Raw genomic sequence first — 15984 nt, forward strand, 5'->3', positions numbered from 1 at the left:
GATGTGCGCGCCGATCTCGGAACCCTTCTCGAGCACGCACACACCGATCTCGGTGCCTTTCTCGGCGGCCAGCTGCTTGAGCCGGATCGCCGCAGACAGCCCGGCGGGGCCGCCGCCGACGATCACGACGTCGTATTCCATCGATTCGCGCGGGCCGTATTGCTCGATGAGGCTTGCGGGGGTCATTGGCGTTCCTCTAACCGTTAGAATGCTTTTATTCGGGACCGTATTGTCTGCGAAACGAAACGCTTGCCGCAACAGCATGCGAATAGATTAGCACGATCGTTCTATTTTTTATGCTAGGGTTATGCTGCACGGGACAGGGCGTCCGTCGTGGCGAAATGACATCGAAAGGGGATGTGCAATGGGTCGATCGATCAATCTGGAAGGCAAGGTCGCGCTGGTCACGGGTGCATCGAGCGGCCTCGGGCAACGCTTCGCACAGGTGCTGTCGCAGGCCGGCGCAAAGGTCGTGCTCGCGAGCCGCCGTGTCGAGCGTCTGAAGGAACTGCGTGCGGAGATCGAGGCGGCGGGCGGCGCCGCGCATGTCGTGTCGCTCGACGTCACCGACGTGCAGAGCATCAAGGCGGCCGTCGCGCATGCGGAGACGGAAGCCGGCACGATCGACATCCTCGTGAACAATTCGGGCGTGTCGACGATGCAGAAGCTCGTCGACGTGACGCCGGCCGATTTCGAGTTCGTGTTCGATACGAACACGCGCGGCGCATTCTTCGTCGCGCAGGAAGTCGCGAAGCGGATGATCATGCGCTCGAACGGCACCGGCAAGCCGCCGTACCGGATCATCAACATCGCGTCGGTGGCCGGCCTGCGCGCGTTTCCGCAGATCGGGCTGTATGCGATGAGCAAGGCCGCGGTGGTGCAGATGACGCGCGCGATGGCACTCGAATGGGGCCGCCACGGGATCAACGTCAACGCGATCTGCCCGGGTTATATCGATACCGAAATCAATCACTACCTGTGGGAAACCGAGCAGGGCCAGAAGCTGCAGTCGATGCTGCCGCGCCGGCGCGTCGGCAAGCCGCAGGATCTCGACGGGCTGTTGTTGCTGCTCGCGGCCGACGAGTCGCAGTTCATCAATGGCTCGATTATCTCCGCCGACGACGGCTTCGGCGTCGCGTGAGCGGATGACATTCAGCAACAAAGAAGGCAGCAATGAGCGATTACTCCCCCGTTTTTGAAATGTCGATGCCGATTCGCTGGGGCGACATGGACGCGTTCGGCCACGTGAACAACACGGTCTATTTTCGCTACATGGAGCAGGCCCGGATCTCGTGGTTCGAGGAGCTCGGCATCGCGGGCGGCAACGGCGAGGGGCAGGGGCCTGTCATCGTCACCGCGTCGATGGAGTTCCTGAAGCAACTGCATTATCCGGGCAACGTGATCGCGAGGATGTCGGCCGCGAAGCCCGGCCGCAGCAGCTTCGACACGGGTTTCGAGCTCACGCGTGCGGACAATCCGCACCACGTCTATGCGCGCGGGAACGCGCGCTGCGTGTGGGTCGACTACGCGCTCGGCAAGTCGGTACCGCTGCCGCAACTGCTGCGCGACACGATCGAGCGCGCGCTGGCGACGAAGGTCGACTGAGCGCGGCAGCGATGCACCCGGTGCCGGCGTGCCGGTGTGTCGTCATGTCTGGATGATCCCCGAATCGGCCGCGTCATGCGGCCGATTGTCATTGCGGCCGCGCTTTCATTGGCCGAGCAGGCGCTGCAGCAGTTCCGGCGTATTGTTCGTTCCGTATTTGCGCATCAGCCGCGCGCGGTAGATGTCGACGGTGCGCGAGCTGATATCGAGCACGCGGCCGATCTGCTTGCTCGTCTTGCCGGTGGCGAGCTGCGCGGCGATCTCGCGTTCGCGCGGCGTCAGTTCGACGGCGACCCGGCGCGTCGCGCTCAGATCCTCGAAGGTCCACACGCCGGCCGCGAGCGGCGCGGTGCGGTCGAGCGCGCGGCCCGTCACGTGGCACCAGAACAGCTCGCCGTCCGCCCGTTTCATGATTCTGTCATCGGAGTAGATGCCGTTCGCGATCATCACGCGCGAGATGCGCTCGCCGATCCGCTGGAATTCGTCCGGCGACGGATAGAGCACTTCGTAGGATTTTCCGATCAGATCGGCCCGCGCGCAGCGGAAGATCGACGCGAGCGCGTCGTTGCAGTCCTCGATCACGCGGTCGCGCGACAGCACGAGGCCGAGCGGCGCGAGGTGGAAGGCAGTCTGGTAATCGAGAGCGGGCATGGCGCAGGCAAGCGGAGGCAAACGCTTATGTATTTTTGCGTATTGTGCCGCATCCGCGCCGCATCGTACCCTTTCAGGCGTCTCGCGGCGGTTTGCCGCGATATAAAAACAGCGCGCTTCGACGCACGCATCGCGACGCATGCATAGAATGATGCGGCAGGCTTGCGGGCCGTGTAGGCGCGCGAACCGGTTTTGCTGGTTTCCATAGAGGAAGGGACATACAGATGAACAAAGTCTATCCCAGCGCGGCTGCCGCGCTGGAAGGGATCGTCCGCGACGGACAGACCTTCGCGGTGGGCGGCTTCGGCCTGTGCGGGATTCCCGAGGCGCTGATCGCCGCGCTGCGCGATTCCGCCGTCAAGGGCATCACCTGCATCAGCAACAATGCGGGTGTCGACGGCTTCGGTCTCGGCCTGTTGCTGGAAACGCGCCAGATCAAGAAGATGATCTCGTCGTACGTCGGCGAGAACAAGGAGTTCGAACGCCAGTACCTGGCCGGCGAACTCGAGCTCGAATTCACGCCGCAGGGCACGCTCGCCGAGAAGCTGCGCGCCGGCGGCGCGGGCATCCCGGCGTTCTTCACGAACACGGGCTACGGCACCGTGATCGCGGAAGGCAAGGAAACGCGCCAGTTCGGCGATCGCCACTACGTGCTCGAGCCGTCGCTGACGGCCGACGTCGCGCTTGTGAAGGCATGGAAGGCCGACAAGTCCGGCAACCTGATCTATCGCCGTACCGCGCGCAACTTCAACCCGATGTGCGCGATGGCGGGCAAGATCACCGTGGTTGAAGTCGAGGAGATCGTCGAGAACGGCGCACTCGATCCGGACCAGGTCCATACGCCGGGGATCTTCGTGCAGCGCATCGTGCTGAACGCGACGCCTGAAAAACGCATCGAACAACGCGTCGTACGCGCGAAAGGAGACTGACATGGCCTGGAATCGTGACCATATGGCCGCGCGCGCGGCGAAGGAACTGCAGGACGGCTTCTACGTGAATCTCGGCATCGGCTTGCCGACGCTCGTCGCGAACCACGTGCCGGAAGGCGTCGAGGTGTGGCTGCAGTCGGAAAACGGCCTGCTCGGCATCGGCCCGTCGCCGACCGAAGACGAAGTCGACGCCGACCTGATCAATGCCGGCAAGCAGACCGTCACGACGCTGCCGGGCTCGTCGATCTTCTCGTCGGCCGATTCGTTCGCGATGATCCGCGGCGGCCACATCAACCTCGCGATCCTCGGTGCGATGCAGGTCAGCAAGAGCGGCGACCTCGCGAACTGGATGATCCCGGGCAAGATGATCAAGGGGATGGGCGGGGCGATGGACCTCGTTGCGGGCGTGAAGCGCGTCGTGGTGCTGATGGAGCATGTCGCGAAGGGCGACCAGCACAAGATTCTCGACGAATGCAACCTGCCGCTGACGGGCGTCGGCGTGGTCGACCTGATCATCACCGATCTCGGCGTGATCGAAGTGACGCCGAACGGCCTGAAGGTGCTGGAACTCGCCGACGGCGTGAGCGCCGAAGAGATTCAGACGAAGACGGGCGCGCCGCTCGACGTGAGCGCGGTCGCATAAGTTCGCCGCGCGCGAGCGCGGTCGCGACGCCCCGCATGCCGGACGACGGCATGCGGGGCGTTTGTCTTTGGCGGCGTGCGCATGCCGATGCTTCCCGCGCGTGCCGACCCGCGCAGGCGAAGCGGTTTACAATCGTCTGCATCGGGCAATGCGTGCGTTGCCCGCCGCGCCGCCCACGTTCGACAGGATGCCAACGATGCCAACGACCTCAGCGAATCCTCCGGTTCCCCGTCTGCGACGCGTGCAGTGTGCAAGCGCCGCCGGCCTTCATCATGTCGCCTATACGGAATGGGGCGACCCCGCCAATCCGCGCGTGCTGCTGTGCGTACACGGCCTGACCCGCTCGGGGCGCGATTTCGACCGGCTTGCCGCGGCGTTGTCCGACACGTATCGCGTCGTCTGTCCCGACGTCGTCGGGCGCGGCCGGTCCGACTGGCTTGCCGACCCGCGGCTTTACGCGATTCCGCAATATGCGGCCGACATGGTGACGCTGATCGCGCGGCTCGATGTCGAATCGGTCGACTGGTTCGGCACGTCGATGGGCGGGCTGATCGGCATGGCGCTCGCGGGGCTGCCCGGCTCACCGCTGCACCGGATGATCGTCAACGACGTCGGTCCGCGCATCGAGCCCGACTCGCTCGCGCGCATCGGCGAATACCTCGGCGTGCAGCCGAGCTTTTCGACCGAGCAGGAAGGCGTCGACTACCTGACGTCGCTGTCGCTGCCGTTCGGCGCGCTGAGCGGCGACGAGTGGCGCGAAATCAACGGGCCGTTGCTGCGCGAGCTGCCCGACGGCCGCTGGACGATGCGCTACGATCCGCGTATCGCCGAACCGTTCAAGGCGACGACGCCGGAGCTGGCCGCGCTCGGCGAAGCCGCGTTGTGGCGTGCGATCGAGACGACCGACGCATCGCTGCTGGTCGTGCGAGGCGAAAGCTCCGACCTGCTGTCGCGCGAGACGGCGGCCGAGATGGTGCGTCGCGGCCGGCATGTGAAGCAGGTCGAGATTGCGGGTGCCGGCCATGCGCCTGCGTTCATCAGCGCCGACCAGATTGCGCTTGCGCGCCGGTTTTTCGTCGAAGGCGACGCATAATCGCGTCATAATATGCGGTTCGGCGGCACGCGGGCCGCGTTGTCGCCGATTCTTCTTCACTCATTCAGACCGGAACATTCCATGGCAGTCATTCGTCACCACGTCGGGGCCCGTCTCTCCGAAACCGCGATCCACAACGGTACCGTGTATCTGGCCGGCCAGATCGCCGAAGACACCACGCAGGACATCCGGGGCCAGACACGCGAAGTGCTCGGCCACATCGATCGCCTGCTCGCGGAAGCGAACAGCGACAAGGCGCATCTGCTGTCGGTGCAGATCTACATTTCCGATCTCGCGAACTTCGAAGGCATGAACGCGGAGTGGGACGCGTGGGTCGCGCAGGGCAACACGCCGCCGCGAGCCACCGTCGAAGCGAAGCTCGCGGATCCCGCGCTGCTCGTCGAGATCGTCGTCGTCGCCGCGCAACGGAGCTGAGCGAAACACCGACGATGACCGCATTGCGCCAAGCCGTACGATGACCGAGTCTGCTTCCGTTTCTTCCGTCGCGACGCCGTCGTTCGACGACGTGCTCGCGTTCGTGCGCGAGCGGGCCGGCGACGCGCGTCTGTCGTCGGGCGAATTGCTTGCCGATCACTCGGCGGGCACGGCGTCGATCATGCGCACGCTGAACGTCGATCCGCACGCGATGCAGGCGGCGGCGTTGTTCGTGCTGACGCCGCATCTGAGCGATCCTGAGCGCGAGCTGACCGAACGCTTTGGCGAAGAGGTCGCGCGGCTCGTGGCCGATGTGCGCAAGCTGCTGCGGCTCGGCACCGTCAGCCTGCGCGCCGCGCAGAACGCGATGCCCGACACAGGGCGCGACGCGGCGGAAGAGCGGCGCACGCAGATCGAAGCGCTGCGCAAGATGCTGCTCGCGTTTGCGCAGGACATTCGCGTGGTGTTGATCCGGCTCGCGTCGCGCTTGCAGTCGCTGCGCTACTACGCGGCTGCGAAGATCGACCCGCCACCCGACGTCGCGCGCGAGACGCTCGAGATCTATGCGCCGCTCGCGAACCGTCTCGGCATCTGGCAGTTGAAGTGGGAGCTCGAGGATCTCGCGTTCCGCTTCGAGGATCCGGTCACCTACAAGCGTATCGCCAAGCTGCTCGACGAGAAGCGCATCGAGCGCGAAGCGTACGTCGCGCAGGCGATCGAGCGGCTGCAGCACGAACTGGCGGAAGCGCATATCCCGGCCGACGTGAGCGGGCGGCCCAAGCACATCTACAGCATCTGGCGCAAGATGCGCGGCAAGGAGCTCGATTTCTCCGAGCTGTACGACGTGCGCGCATTCCGCGTGATCGTGCCGGACATCAAGGATTGCTACGCGGTGCTCGGCATCGTGCATCACCTGTGGCAGCCGGTTCCGAAGGAATTCGACGACTATATCTCGCGGCCGAAGCCGAACGGCTACAAGTCGCTGCATACGGTCGTGATCGGCGACGATGGCCGCGCATTCGAAGTGCAGATCCGCACGCAGGACATGCACCGCTTCGCCGAGTACGGCGTCGCCGCGCACTGGCGCTACAAGGAAGCCGGCGCGCGCGGCTACGGCGGCCAGTTCTCCGCGAGCGACAAGTACGACGAGAAGATCGCGTGGCTGCGTCAGTTGCTCGCATGGAAGGACGACGTCGAGGACGGCGCCGAGGTGTCGGGCGACAAGGCGTGGGCGCAACTGCGCGAGACGTCGCTCGACGACGACCACATCTACGTGCTCACGCCGCAGGCGCGCGTGATCGCGCTGCCGCAGGGCGCGACGCCGGTCGATTTCGCGTATCACCTGCACAGCGAGCTGGGTCATCGCTGCCGCGGCGCACGCGTCGACGGCGTGATGGTGCCGCTGAATACGTCGCTTGCGAACGGCCAGACGGTCGAGATCGTCGCGGTGAAGGAGGGTGGCCCGTCGCGCGACTGGCTGAACCCGCAGCTCGGCTACCTGAAGAGCCCGCGCGCGCGCCAGAAGGTGCGTGCATGGTTCAACTCGATCGAGCAGGAAGAGAACATCGCGCACGGCCGCGCGCTCGTCGAAAAGACGCTGCAGCGCGAGGGCAAGACGTCGGTCAATCTCGACAATCTTGCCGCGAAGCTGGGCTTCAAGTCGCCCGACGAGTTGTTCTCGGTGGTCGGTAAGGAAGAGTTCAGCCTGCGCAACGTCGAGCAGGCGCTGTCCGATGCGCCGCCGCCGGAGCATGCTCCCGAGGCGCCCGCCGATTTCGAGAAGCGCAGCAGCGGGGCGAGCGTTGCGCATGGCGCGTCGACCGGCGTGCTGGTGGTCGGCGTCGATGCGCTACTGACCCAGCTTGCGCGCTGCTGTCGTCCGGCGCCGCCCGATCCGATCAGCGGTTTCGTGACGCGCGGCAAGGGGATGTCGATCCACCGCAGCGACTGCCCGACTTTCCAGCGGATGGCCGACCGCGCGCCGGAGCGCGTGCTCCAGACCACCTGGTCGGCCGACGTGCTCGGCGGGCGGGGCGCGTCCGTCTATCCGGTCGACCTGATGATCGAGGCGAGCGATCGCCAGGGATTGCTGCGCGATATTTCCGAAGTGTTCGCACGCGAGAAGATGAACGTCGTCGGCGTGAAGACGCAGAGTCGCCGCAATGCGGCATTCATGCAGTTCACGGTCGAGGTGTCGAACTCGGCGCAGGTGCAGCGCGCCTGTACGCTGCTCGGCGAAGTGCCGGGCGTCGTGCGGGCGGGGCGGAAGGCGTGACGGCCCTGTAATGGGGTTGGAACATCGTTGTTTTGCTGCGACCGCATAAAACACTTGCCAAGTTAGCGGGTGCTCCATATAATCTTAGCTTCACTAGGCTCGTAGCTCAGCTGGTTAGAGCACCACCTTGACATGGTGGGGGTCGTTGGTTCGAGTCCAATCGAGCCTACCAACGAATTGAGAATGCCCGGCTTCCGGGTGTTCGATGCAGTAATAACTCAACGCGAACAAGGCGAATACGGTTATGACACCGCGAACGTTGACCGAAACCTTTTCGGAGCGACGCTAGTCGAGGAACGTTTTCGCCCTTTCAGTCTGAGTGAAGTATCGAATGCGGCCCCTCGAAAGCGGGGCCGCATTTTTTTTGTCGCGAAATTTTGCGCGTGACTTTTATATCGCGTGCCTGGTTTGCCGCCCACTGTTGGTATCACGGAGATTGCTATGGTTTCGATACGCTTGCCTGACGGCTCAGTTCGACAATACGAGCATCCGGTGACAGTTGCCGAGGTTGCTGCCTCGATCGGTCCCGGCCTTGCGAAAGCTGCGCTTGGCGGCAAGCTCGACGGCGAGCTCGTCGACACGTCCACGGTCATCGATCGCGACGCATCGCTCGCGATCGTCACGGACAAGGATGCCGACGGTCTCGACATCATCCGTCACTCGACCGCGCACTTGCTCGCGTATGCCGTGAAGGAGCTGTATCCGGACGCGCAGGTGACGATCGGCCCGGTGATCGACAACGGTTTCTACTACGACTTCTCGTACAACCGCCCGTTTACGCCCGAAGATCTGGAAAAGATCGAAAAGCGCATGCAGGAGCTCGTGAAGAAGGACGAGCCGGTCACGCGTCGTGTCGTGTCGCGTGACGAGGCGGCCGGCTATTTCCGCAGCATCGGCGAGAAGTACAAGGCAGAGATCATCGAGTCGATTCCGCAAAGCGACGAAATCAAGCTGTACTCGCACGGCGGCTTCACCGACCTGTGTCGCGGCCCGCACGTTCCGTCGACCGGCAAGCTGAAGGTCTTCAAGCTGATGAAGGTCGCGGGCGCGTACTGGCGCGGCGACTCGAAGAACGAGCAGCTGCAGCGCATCTACGGGACGGCCTGGACCAGGAAGGAAGACCAGGATCAATACCTGCACATGCTCGAGGAAGCGGAGAAGCGCGACCACCGCAAGCTCGGCAAGCAGCTCGACCTGTTCCACATGCAGGAAGAGTCGCCGGGCATGGTGTTCTGGCATCCGAAGGGCTGGGCGCTGTGGCAGCAGGTCGAGCAGTACATGCGCCGCCGCGTGAACGATGCCGGCTACCTCGAGATCAAGACGCCGATGATCATGGATCGCTCGCTGTGGGAGGCGTCGGGCCACTGGCAGAACTACCGCGAGAACATGTTCACGACGGAGTCGGAGAAGCGCGACTACGCGATCAAGCCGATGAACTGCCCGGGTCACGTCCAGGTGTTCAAGCACGGCCTGCGCTCGTACCGTGACCTGCCGCTGCGTTACGCGGAATTCGGTTCGTGCCATCGCAACGAGGCATCGGGCGCGCTGCACGGCCTGATGCGCGTGCGCGGTTTCGTGCAGGACGATGCGCACATCTTCTGTACGGAAGAGCAGTTCATTGCCGAGTCGATCGCGTTCAATACGCTGGCGATGAGCGTGTACAAGGATTTCGGCTTCGAGCATATCGACATCAAGCTGTCGCTGCGCCCTGAGCAGCGTGCGGGCACGGACGAAACCTGGGATCGCGCCGAGCAGGGCTTGCGCGACGCGCTGACGGCGTGCGGCCTGTTGTGGGAAGAGCTGCCGGGCGAGGGTGCGTTTTACGGCCCGAAGATCGAATACCACATCAAGGATGCGCTCGGTCGCTCGTGGCAGTGCGGTACGCTGCAGCTTGACATGGTGCTGCCGGAGCGCCTCGGCGCCGAGTACGTCGCGGAAGACAACAGCCGTCGCCGGCCCGTGATGCTGCACCGTGCGATCGTCGGTTCGATGGAACGATTCCTCGGCATTCTGATCGAGCACCATGCTGGTGCGATGCCGGTCTGGCTCGCGCCGTTCCAGGCAGTTGTGCTCAATATCGCCGAAAGTCAGGCGGAATATGCACAATCTCTGGCCCAAACGTTGCAAAAACAAGGGGTTAGAGTGGCGGCCGATTTGCGCAACGAGAAGATTAGCTATAAAATACGCGAGCACACGCTGGAAAAGGTGCCTTATCTCCTCGTCGTGGGCGATAAGGAGCGTGATGCGCAAACGGTAGCCGTGCGTGCCCGTGGCGGCGTCGATCTTGGCGTTATGCCGATCGAAGCCTTCGTTGAGCGTCTGCAGGAAGACCTGCGTTCGTTCAAGTAACCGCCCTGGCAGCGCGGCTCGTTTTTTTAATTTTTAGAGGAAACGTAACATCGCTACTGATAAGTCGTCGCATCGCATCAACGGTGAAATCACTGCGCCGGAAGTGCGTCTGGTCGGGCTCGAGAACGAACCGCTCGGTATCGTAAAACTCGCTGATGCTTTCCGTAAATCGGAAGAGCTGGATGTCGATCTGGTGGAAATCGCGCCGCAAGCGGTTCCGCCGGTCTGCCGTCTGATGGACTACGGCAAGTTCAAGTATCAGGAGTCCAAGAAGCAGCACGAAGCGAAGCTGAAGCAGAAGGTCATCCAGGTGAAGGAAGTCAAATTCCGCCCGGGTACCGATGACGGGGATTACAACGTCAAGCTCCGCAATCTCGTGCGCTTCCTCGAAGAGGGCGACAAGACGAAGATCACGTTGCGTTTCCGCGGCCGTGAAATGGCTCACCAGGAGATCGGTATGCGGATGCTTGAGCGTCTGCGCACGGATCTTGAGGAAGTCGGCCAGGTTGAGCAGATGCCGAAGATGGAAGGGCGCCAGATGATCATGGTGCTCTCGCCGAAGAAAAAGAAGTAACGGGCCCGCGCGCGACGCGCGCAGGTTCGAAAGTGGTTCGGTGCGTGGCCCGGTCAGGGCGGCGCGCCAGCAATGACGGCGGCTGCGCAAGCGGTTCGCCGTACACAAGTGGACTGGGTTTCGAAGGGCGGGTCAAGGGCGCAAGCCAACCGCACACCCATCGCCATCTAATAAACTGGAGTTGTTCGTCATGCCTAAGATGAAGACCAAGAAGAGTGCTGCAAAGCGCTTCGTGGTGCGTCCGGGCGGTACCGTCAAGCGCGGTCAAGCCTTCAAGCGTCACATCCTGACCAAGAAAACCACGAAGAACAAGCGTCACCTGCGCGGCGCAACGGCAGTTCATGATTCCGATCTGAACTCCGTCCGCGCGATGCTGCCGTTCGCGTAACCCCTCAACTGATACTCTAAGGAGAGAAACATGCCTCGAGTCAAACGTGGGGTAACCGCACGGGCCCGCCACAAGAAGATCATCAACCTGGCCAAGGGTTATCGCGGCCGTCGCAATAACGTCTATCGCATCGCCAAGCAAGCGGTGATGCGCGCTGGTCAGTACGCGTACCGCGATCGCCGCAACAAGAAGCGTGTGTTCCGCGCACTGTGGATCACGCGTATCAACGCGGCAGTTCGCCAGCACGACATGACCTACAGCGTGTTCATCAACGGCCTGAAGAAGGCGTCGATCGAACTCGACCGTAAGGTCCTGGCCGACATGGCGGTGTTCGACAAGGCTGCTTTTGCTGCGATCGTCAAGCAGGTGAAAGCCGCCGTTGCAGCCTAATTGAGAAATTAGCACTGCGTGGTTAGTTGCAGCGATGTTCCGGTAGTCTCGGCCGCTGCAGCGAAAACGGGGCTCTTCCGAGCCCCTTTTTTGTTTGGCGGGGCGATTTCGCACGCCAAGATCGAATGACGTTGGAAATGATGGGATCTATGGATCTGGACCAGATTGTCGCCGACGCGCAGCAGTCCTTCGAACAGGCTGCCGACATCACCACGCTCGAAAACGAGAAAGCACGATTCCTCGGCAAGTCGGGTGCGCTGACCGAGTTGCTCAAGGGCCTCGGCAAGCTCGATCCCGAAGCACGCAAGACCGAAGGCGCACGCATCAACGTCGCGAAGCAGCAGGTTGAAGCCGCGCTGACCGCACGTCGCCAGGCGCTCGCCGACGCACTCCTGAACCAGCGCCTCGCCGCCGAGGCGATCGACGTCACGTTGCCGGGTCGCGGCGCCGGTGCAGGCAGCCTGCACCCCGTGATGCGCACGTGGGAACGCGTCGAACAGATTTTCCGCTCGATCGGCTTCGATGTGGCCGACGGTCCCGAAATCGAGACTGACTGGTACAACTTCACGTCGCTGAACAGCCCGGAGAACCATCCGGCGCGTTCGATGCAGGACACCTTCTACGTCGAAGGCAAGGATGCCGACGGCCGCCAGCTGCTGCTGCGCACGCACACGAGCCCGATGCAGGTGCGTTACGCGCGCATGAACCGTCCGCCGATCAAGGTCATCGCGCCGGGCCGCACGTATCGCGTCGACAGCGATGCGACCCACTCGCCGATGTTCAATCAGGTCGAAGGGCTGTGGATCGACGAGAACATCAGCTTCGCCGACCTCAAGGGCGTCTATACCGATTTCCTGAAGAAATTCTTCGAGCGCGACGACATCCTCGTGCGCTTCCGGCCGTCCTATTTCCCGTTCACGGAACCGTCGGCCGAGATCGACATGATGTTCGAGCACGGCAAGAATGCCGGCAAGTGGCTCGAGATCTCCGGCTCGGGGCAGGTGCATCCGACCGTGATCCGCAATATGGGCCTCGATCCCGAGCGCTACATCGGCTTCGCGTTCGGCAGCGGCCTCGAGCGCCTGACGATGCTGCGCTACGGCGTCCAGGATCTCCGGCTGTTCTTCGAGAACGACCTGCGTTTCCTGCGCCAGTTCGCATAACGCACGCGCCGTGCCGACATGTGCCCGTGCATGCCCCGCCGGACGTTTCCGCAGGGCCCGGGCGTCGATCTAACCTGTTTCGAACGTAGACATCCATGCAATTCCCTGAATCCTGGTTGAGAACCTTTGTCGACCCGCAGCTGACGACCGACGAGCTGTCGCACGCGCTGACGATGGCGGGGCTCGAAGTCGAATCGCTGAGCAAGGCTGCGCCGCCGACGTCGAAGATCGTCGTCGGCCGCGTGCTCGAAGTCGTCAAGCATCCGGATGCGGACAAGCTCAATGTCTGCCAGGTCGACGCCGGCACCGGCGCGACGCTGAACATCGTCTGCGGTGCGCCGAACGTGGCGCCCGGCATCAAGGTGCCGGTCGCGCTGGTCGGTGCGGAACTGCCGCCGGCAGAAGAGGGCGGCAAGCCGTTCGCGATCAAGCTGTCGAAGCTGCGCGGCGTGGAGAGCCAGGGGATGCTGTGCTCGGCACGCGAGCTGAAACTGTCCGAAGACCACAGCGGCCTGCTGATCCTGCCGGAAGACACGCCGGTCGGCCAGGATATCCGCGATACGCTCAATCTCGACGACACGGTCTTCGAAATCAAGCTGACGCCGAACAAGGCCGATTGCCTGTCGGTATTCGGCATCGCACGCGAGACGGCCGCGATCACGGGCGCTCCGCTGACGCCGGTCGACATCCGCCCGGTGCGCGCCGAACTCGACGAGACGCTGCCGGTGCGTATTGCCGCGCCTGATCTGTGCGGCCGTTTCTCGGGTCGCGTGATTCGTGGCGTGAATGCACGCGCGAAGACGCCGCAGTGGATGGTGGAGCGCCTCGAACGTTCGGGCCAGCGCAGCGTGTCGGCGCTCGTCGACATCTCGAACTACGTGATGTTCGAGCTTGGCCGTCCGTCGCACGTGTTCGATCTGGACAAGATCCACGGCGGCATCGAGGTGCGTTGGGGCAAGCGCGGCGAGTCGCTGAAGCTGCTGAACGGCAACACCGTCGAGCTCGATGAAACGGTCGGCGTGATCGCGGACGATCACCAGGTCGAAAGCCTCGCGGGCATCATGGGCGGCGACAGCACGGCCGTCACGCTCGATACGACCAACATCTACCTGGAAGCGGCGTTCTGGTGGCCGGACAGCATCCGCGGCCGTGCGCGCAAGTACAACTTCTCGACCGATGCGGCCCATCGCTTCGAGCGCGGCGTCGACTACGCGACGACTGTCGAGCACGTCGAGCGCATCACGCAGTTGATTCTCGAGATCTGCGGCGGCAAGGCCGGCCCGGTCGACGATCAGGCGGTGAACCTGCCGCAGCGCGCTCCGGTAAAGATGCGGGTCTCGCGCGCGAATCGCATCATCGGCGTGAAGATCGAAGCCGACGAGATCGCGAACATCTTCACGCGCCTGGGCCTGCCGTTCGAGCGCGACGATGACGCGTTCCTGGTCACGCCGCCGTCGCACCGCTTCGACATCGAGATCGAGGAAGACCTGATCGAGGAAGTGGCGCGTATCTACGGTTTCGAGAAGATCCCGGCGCGTCCGCCGGTCGCGACGAGCGAGATGCGTGCGACCAATGAGACGCAACGCTCGATCCACGATATCCGTCATGCGCTCGCGGCGCGCGACTATGCGGAAACGGTCAACTTCAGCTTCGTCGATGCGGAGTGGGAGCACGATTTCGCCGGCAACGACAACCCGATCCGCCTGCTGAACCCGATCGCGAGCCAGCTTTCGGTGATGCGCACGACCCTGTTCGGCAGCCTGATCTCGGTGCTGCGCCACAACCTGAACCGTCGCGCGGATCGCGTGCGCGTGTTCGAGGCGGGCCGCGTGTTCCTTGCCGATCCGTCGGTGAAGGCGGGCGAGCTGACGGTCGAAGGGTACACGCAACCGAAGCGTGTCGGCGCACTGGCTTACGGGCCGGCGGTCGACGAGCAATGGGGCGTGACCACTCGCGCGGTCGATTTCTTCGACGTGAAGGGCGATCTCGAGGCGCTGCTCGCGCCGGCGGCTGCGCGCTTCGTGAAGGCCGAACATCCGGCCCTCCACCCGGGCCGCAGCGCGCACATCGAAATCGATGGTCGCTTGGTCGGCTGGATCGGCGAGCTGCACCCGCGCCTGATGCAGAAGTACGAGCTGCCGCACGCGCCGGTGATGTTCGAAATCGACGCTGACGCGCTGATCGCGCGTGCGCTGCCGGCGCCGACCGACGTGTCGAAATTCCCGCCGGTTCGCCGCGATATCGCCGTAGTGGTCGACCAGGCAGTCGAGGTTCAGGCACTTTTCGACGAAATGAAGAAGGCGCTGGCCGAAGACGCCTGCCGATTCGTTCAGAAGGTTGTACTCTTCGACGAATTTCGTGCAAAATCAAATACTTCCGGTGGTCTTGCCGCGCACGAGAAGAGCCTTGCCTTTCGCGTGACGCTGCAGGACGCGGCTGGCACGCTACAGGACGAGGTCGTCGATCAGGCGATCCAGACGCTGGTCGAGCGGATGGCTCGTGCTGGTGCGCGTCTGCGCGGCTAAGGAGAGCCGCCCGTTCGTGGGTGGCTTTTCCCCATCGTGAGTTTTGGTTTAACGCGCTGTATGGCAGATATGAACGACATGACCTCGAGTGAATTCGAAGCCCTCCTGACGGCGCAACGCAGCGCCATGAACCGCGACGCTTCGGCGCCGGCGTCCACCGAGACGCCGACGCTGACGAAAGCGGAACTGGCGGAGCTGCTGTTCGACAGCGTCGGGCTGAACAAGCGTGAAGCGAAGGACATGGTCGAGGCGTTTTTCGAAGTGATCCGCGACGCGCTCGAAAACGGTGAAAGTGTCAAGCTGTCGGGGTTCGGCAACTTCCAGCTGCGCGACAAGCCGCAGCGTCCGGGCCGTAATCCGAAAACGGGCGAGGCGATTCCGATCGCGGCCCGCCGGGTGGTAACCTTCCACGCAAGCCAGAAGCTGAAGGCGCTGGTCGAAAACGGCGCGGAGTAAAGCCGCGCGCCGACGTCTCCGCGCGGCCGCCGCGCACCCTTTACCGACGGTTAACCGACGATGACCACTACGGTTGAGAAAGTCGTCTTGCCTCCGATTCCCGCGAAGCGCTACTTCACGATCGGTGAAGTCAGTGAACTATGCGGGGTCAAGCCGCACGTGCTGCGTTATTGGGAACAGGAATTCACGCAGTTGCGGCCGGTGAAGCGGCGAGGCAACCGCCGGTACTACCAGCACCACGAAGTGTTGCTGATCCGGCGGATTCGCGAGTTGCTGTACGAACAAGGGTTCACGATCAACGGGGCGCGCAACCGGCTCGACTCGCCCGGCAGCGAACGCGCTGCTGCGGCACCGGCCGCCCCTGAAGCACCGGCCGCTGACGCGCGCGCACCGGGCAAGCAGGGAACGACGGTCGACGTCATCGCATTGCGGCAGGCGCTGCTCGACGTGATCGACGGACTGAAGCACGACTGAGCGAGACGCGCGAATCAAGTAAAAAGCCCGGTTG

Annotated in this window: 17 protein-coding genes and 1 tRNA gene; 16 read left to right on the forward strand and 2 right to left on the reverse strand. The window is 63.5% G+C overall.

What is annotated here, in order from left to right; genetic code table 11:
- Nucleotides 1-186, reverse strand: a 186-nt coding sequence (locus J7024_RS07105) for an NAD(P)-binding protein (RefSeq protein WP_234744939.1), incomplete at its 3' end; no start/stop codon positions are given.
- Between the two features lie 178 nt (nt 187-364).
- Here J7024_RS07105 and J7024_RS07110 point away from each other — a divergent pair.
- Entirely contained in the window at nt 365-1141 is a 777-nt protein-coding gene (locus tag J7024_RS07110; RefSeq protein WP_096506850.1) for an SDR family oxidoreductase, read from the forward strand.
- Between the two features lie 32 nt (nt 1142-1173).
- Nucleotides 1174-1605 carry an acyl-CoA thioesterase gene (locus tag J7024_RS07115; protein WP_234744944.1) on the forward strand — a complete coding sequence of 144 codons (432 nt, stop codon included), beginning with the start codon at nt 1174-1176 and terminating at the stop codon, nt 1603-1605.
- 105 nt (nt 1606-1710) lie between these two features.
- On the opposite strand, the gene J7024_RS07120 is transcribed toward J7024_RS07115, so the two are convergent.
- Entirely contained in the window at nt 1711-2256 is a 546-nt protein-coding gene (locus tag J7024_RS07120; RefSeq protein ID WP_098549026.1) for a LuxR C-terminal-related transcriptional regulator, read from the reverse strand.
- Nucleotides 2257-2480: 224 nt separating this feature from the next.
- Between J7024_RS07120 and J7024_RS07125 the strand changes: the two genes are divergently transcribed.
- The 14 genes from J7024_RS07125 to J7024_RS07190 all read left to right on the forward strand — a co-directional run bounded on the left by J7024_RS07125 (nt 2481) and on the right by J7024_RS07190 (nt 15950).
- Complete coding sequence (locus J7024_RS07125) at nt 2481-3185, forward strand: CoA transferase subunit A (protein ID WP_012328363.1); 705 nt, start codon at nt 2481-2483, stop codon at nt 3183-3185.
- A 1-nt stretch (nt 3186) separates the two neighbouring features.
- A complete protein-coding gene (locus J7024_RS07130; RefSeq protein ID WP_175858884.1) occupies nt 3187-3828 on the forward strand; it encodes a CoA transferase subunit B in 642 nt (213 codons plus the stop codon).
- Between the two features lie 196 nt (nt 3829-4024).
- Nucleotides 4025-4921: an alpha/beta fold hydrolase gene (locus J7024_RS07135; RefSeq protein WP_175760420.1), complete on the forward strand. Its 897-nt coding sequence runs from the start codon at nt 4025-4027 to the stop codon at nt 4919-4921.
- An 81-nt stretch (nt 4922-5002) separates the two neighbouring features.
- Complete coding sequence (locus tag J7024_RS07140) at nt 5003-5356, forward strand: RidA family protein (protein ID WP_027784253.1); 354 nt, start codon at nt 5003-5005, stop codon at nt 5354-5356.
- Nucleotides 5357-5396: 40 nt separating this feature from the next.
- Complete coding sequence (locus tag J7024_RS07145) at nt 5397-7631, forward strand: RelA/SpoT family protein (protein ID WP_124825865.1); 2235 nt, start codon at nt 5397-5399, stop codon at nt 7629-7631.
- A gap of 95 nt (nt 7632-7726) precedes the next feature.
- A tRNA-Val gene (locus J7024_RS07150) sits at nt 7727-7803 on the forward strand.
- Between the two features lie 269 nt (nt 7804-8072).
- Entirely contained in the window at nt 8073-9980 is a 1908-nt protein-coding gene (thrS, locus tag J7024_RS07155; protein WP_175770611.1) for a threonine--tRNA ligase, read from the forward strand.
- A gap of 49 nt (nt 9981-10029) precedes the next feature.
- The gene (infC, locus tag J7024_RS07160; protein WP_080599380.1) at nt 10030-10554 is read left to right on the forward strand and encodes a translation initiation factor IF-3; all 525 of its coding nucleotides are present in this window, start codon (nt 10030-10032) and stop codon (nt 10552-10554) included.
- Between the two features lie 190 nt (nt 10555-10744).
- Nucleotides 10745-10942: a 50S ribosomal protein L35 gene (rpmI, locus tag J7024_RS07165; RefSeq protein ID WP_004191477.1), complete on the forward strand. Its 198-nt coding sequence runs from the start codon at nt 10745-10747 to the stop codon at nt 10940-10942.
- Between the two features lie 30 nt (nt 10943-10972).
- Nucleotides 10973-11332 carry a 50S ribosomal protein L20 gene (gene rplT / locus J7024_RS07170; RefSeq protein WP_004192938.1) on the forward strand — a complete coding sequence of 120 codons (360 nt, stop codon included), beginning with the start codon at nt 10973-10975 and terminating at the stop codon, nt 11330-11332.
- A gap of 149 nt (nt 11333-11481) precedes the next feature.
- Nucleotides 11482-12495 (forward strand): phenylalanine--tRNA ligase subunit alpha, encoded by a 1014-nt coding sequence (gene pheS, locus J7024_RS07175; RefSeq protein ID WP_006753318.1) that lies wholly within the window; start codon nt 11482-11484, stop codon nt 12493-12495.
- Between the two features lie 95 nt (nt 12496-12590).
- A complete protein-coding gene (pheT, locus tag J7024_RS07180) occupies nt 12591-15020 on the forward strand; it encodes a phenylalanine--tRNA ligase subunit beta (protein ID WP_124825863.1) in 2430 nt (809 codons plus the stop codon).
- Between the two features lie 69 nt (nt 15021-15089).
- Nucleotides 15090-15476, forward strand: a complete 387-nt coding sequence (locus tag J7024_RS07185) for an integration host factor subunit alpha (RefSeq protein WP_006486093.1) — start codon at nt 15090-15092, stop codon at nt 15474-15476.
- A 60-nt stretch (nt 15477-15536) separates the two neighbouring features.
- Nucleotides 15537-15950, forward strand: coding sequence for a MerR family transcriptional regulator (locus J7024_RS07190; protein ID WP_124825862.1), 414 nt, complete (start codon nt 15537-15539; stop codon nt 15948-15950).
- Nucleotides 15951-15984: the final 34 nt, after the last annotated feature.

It is taken from the genome of Burkholderia sp. WTPI3, assembly GCF_021483755.1.
GTDB lineage: Bacteria > Pseudomonadota > Gammaproteobacteria > Burkholderiales > Burkholderiaceae > Burkholderia.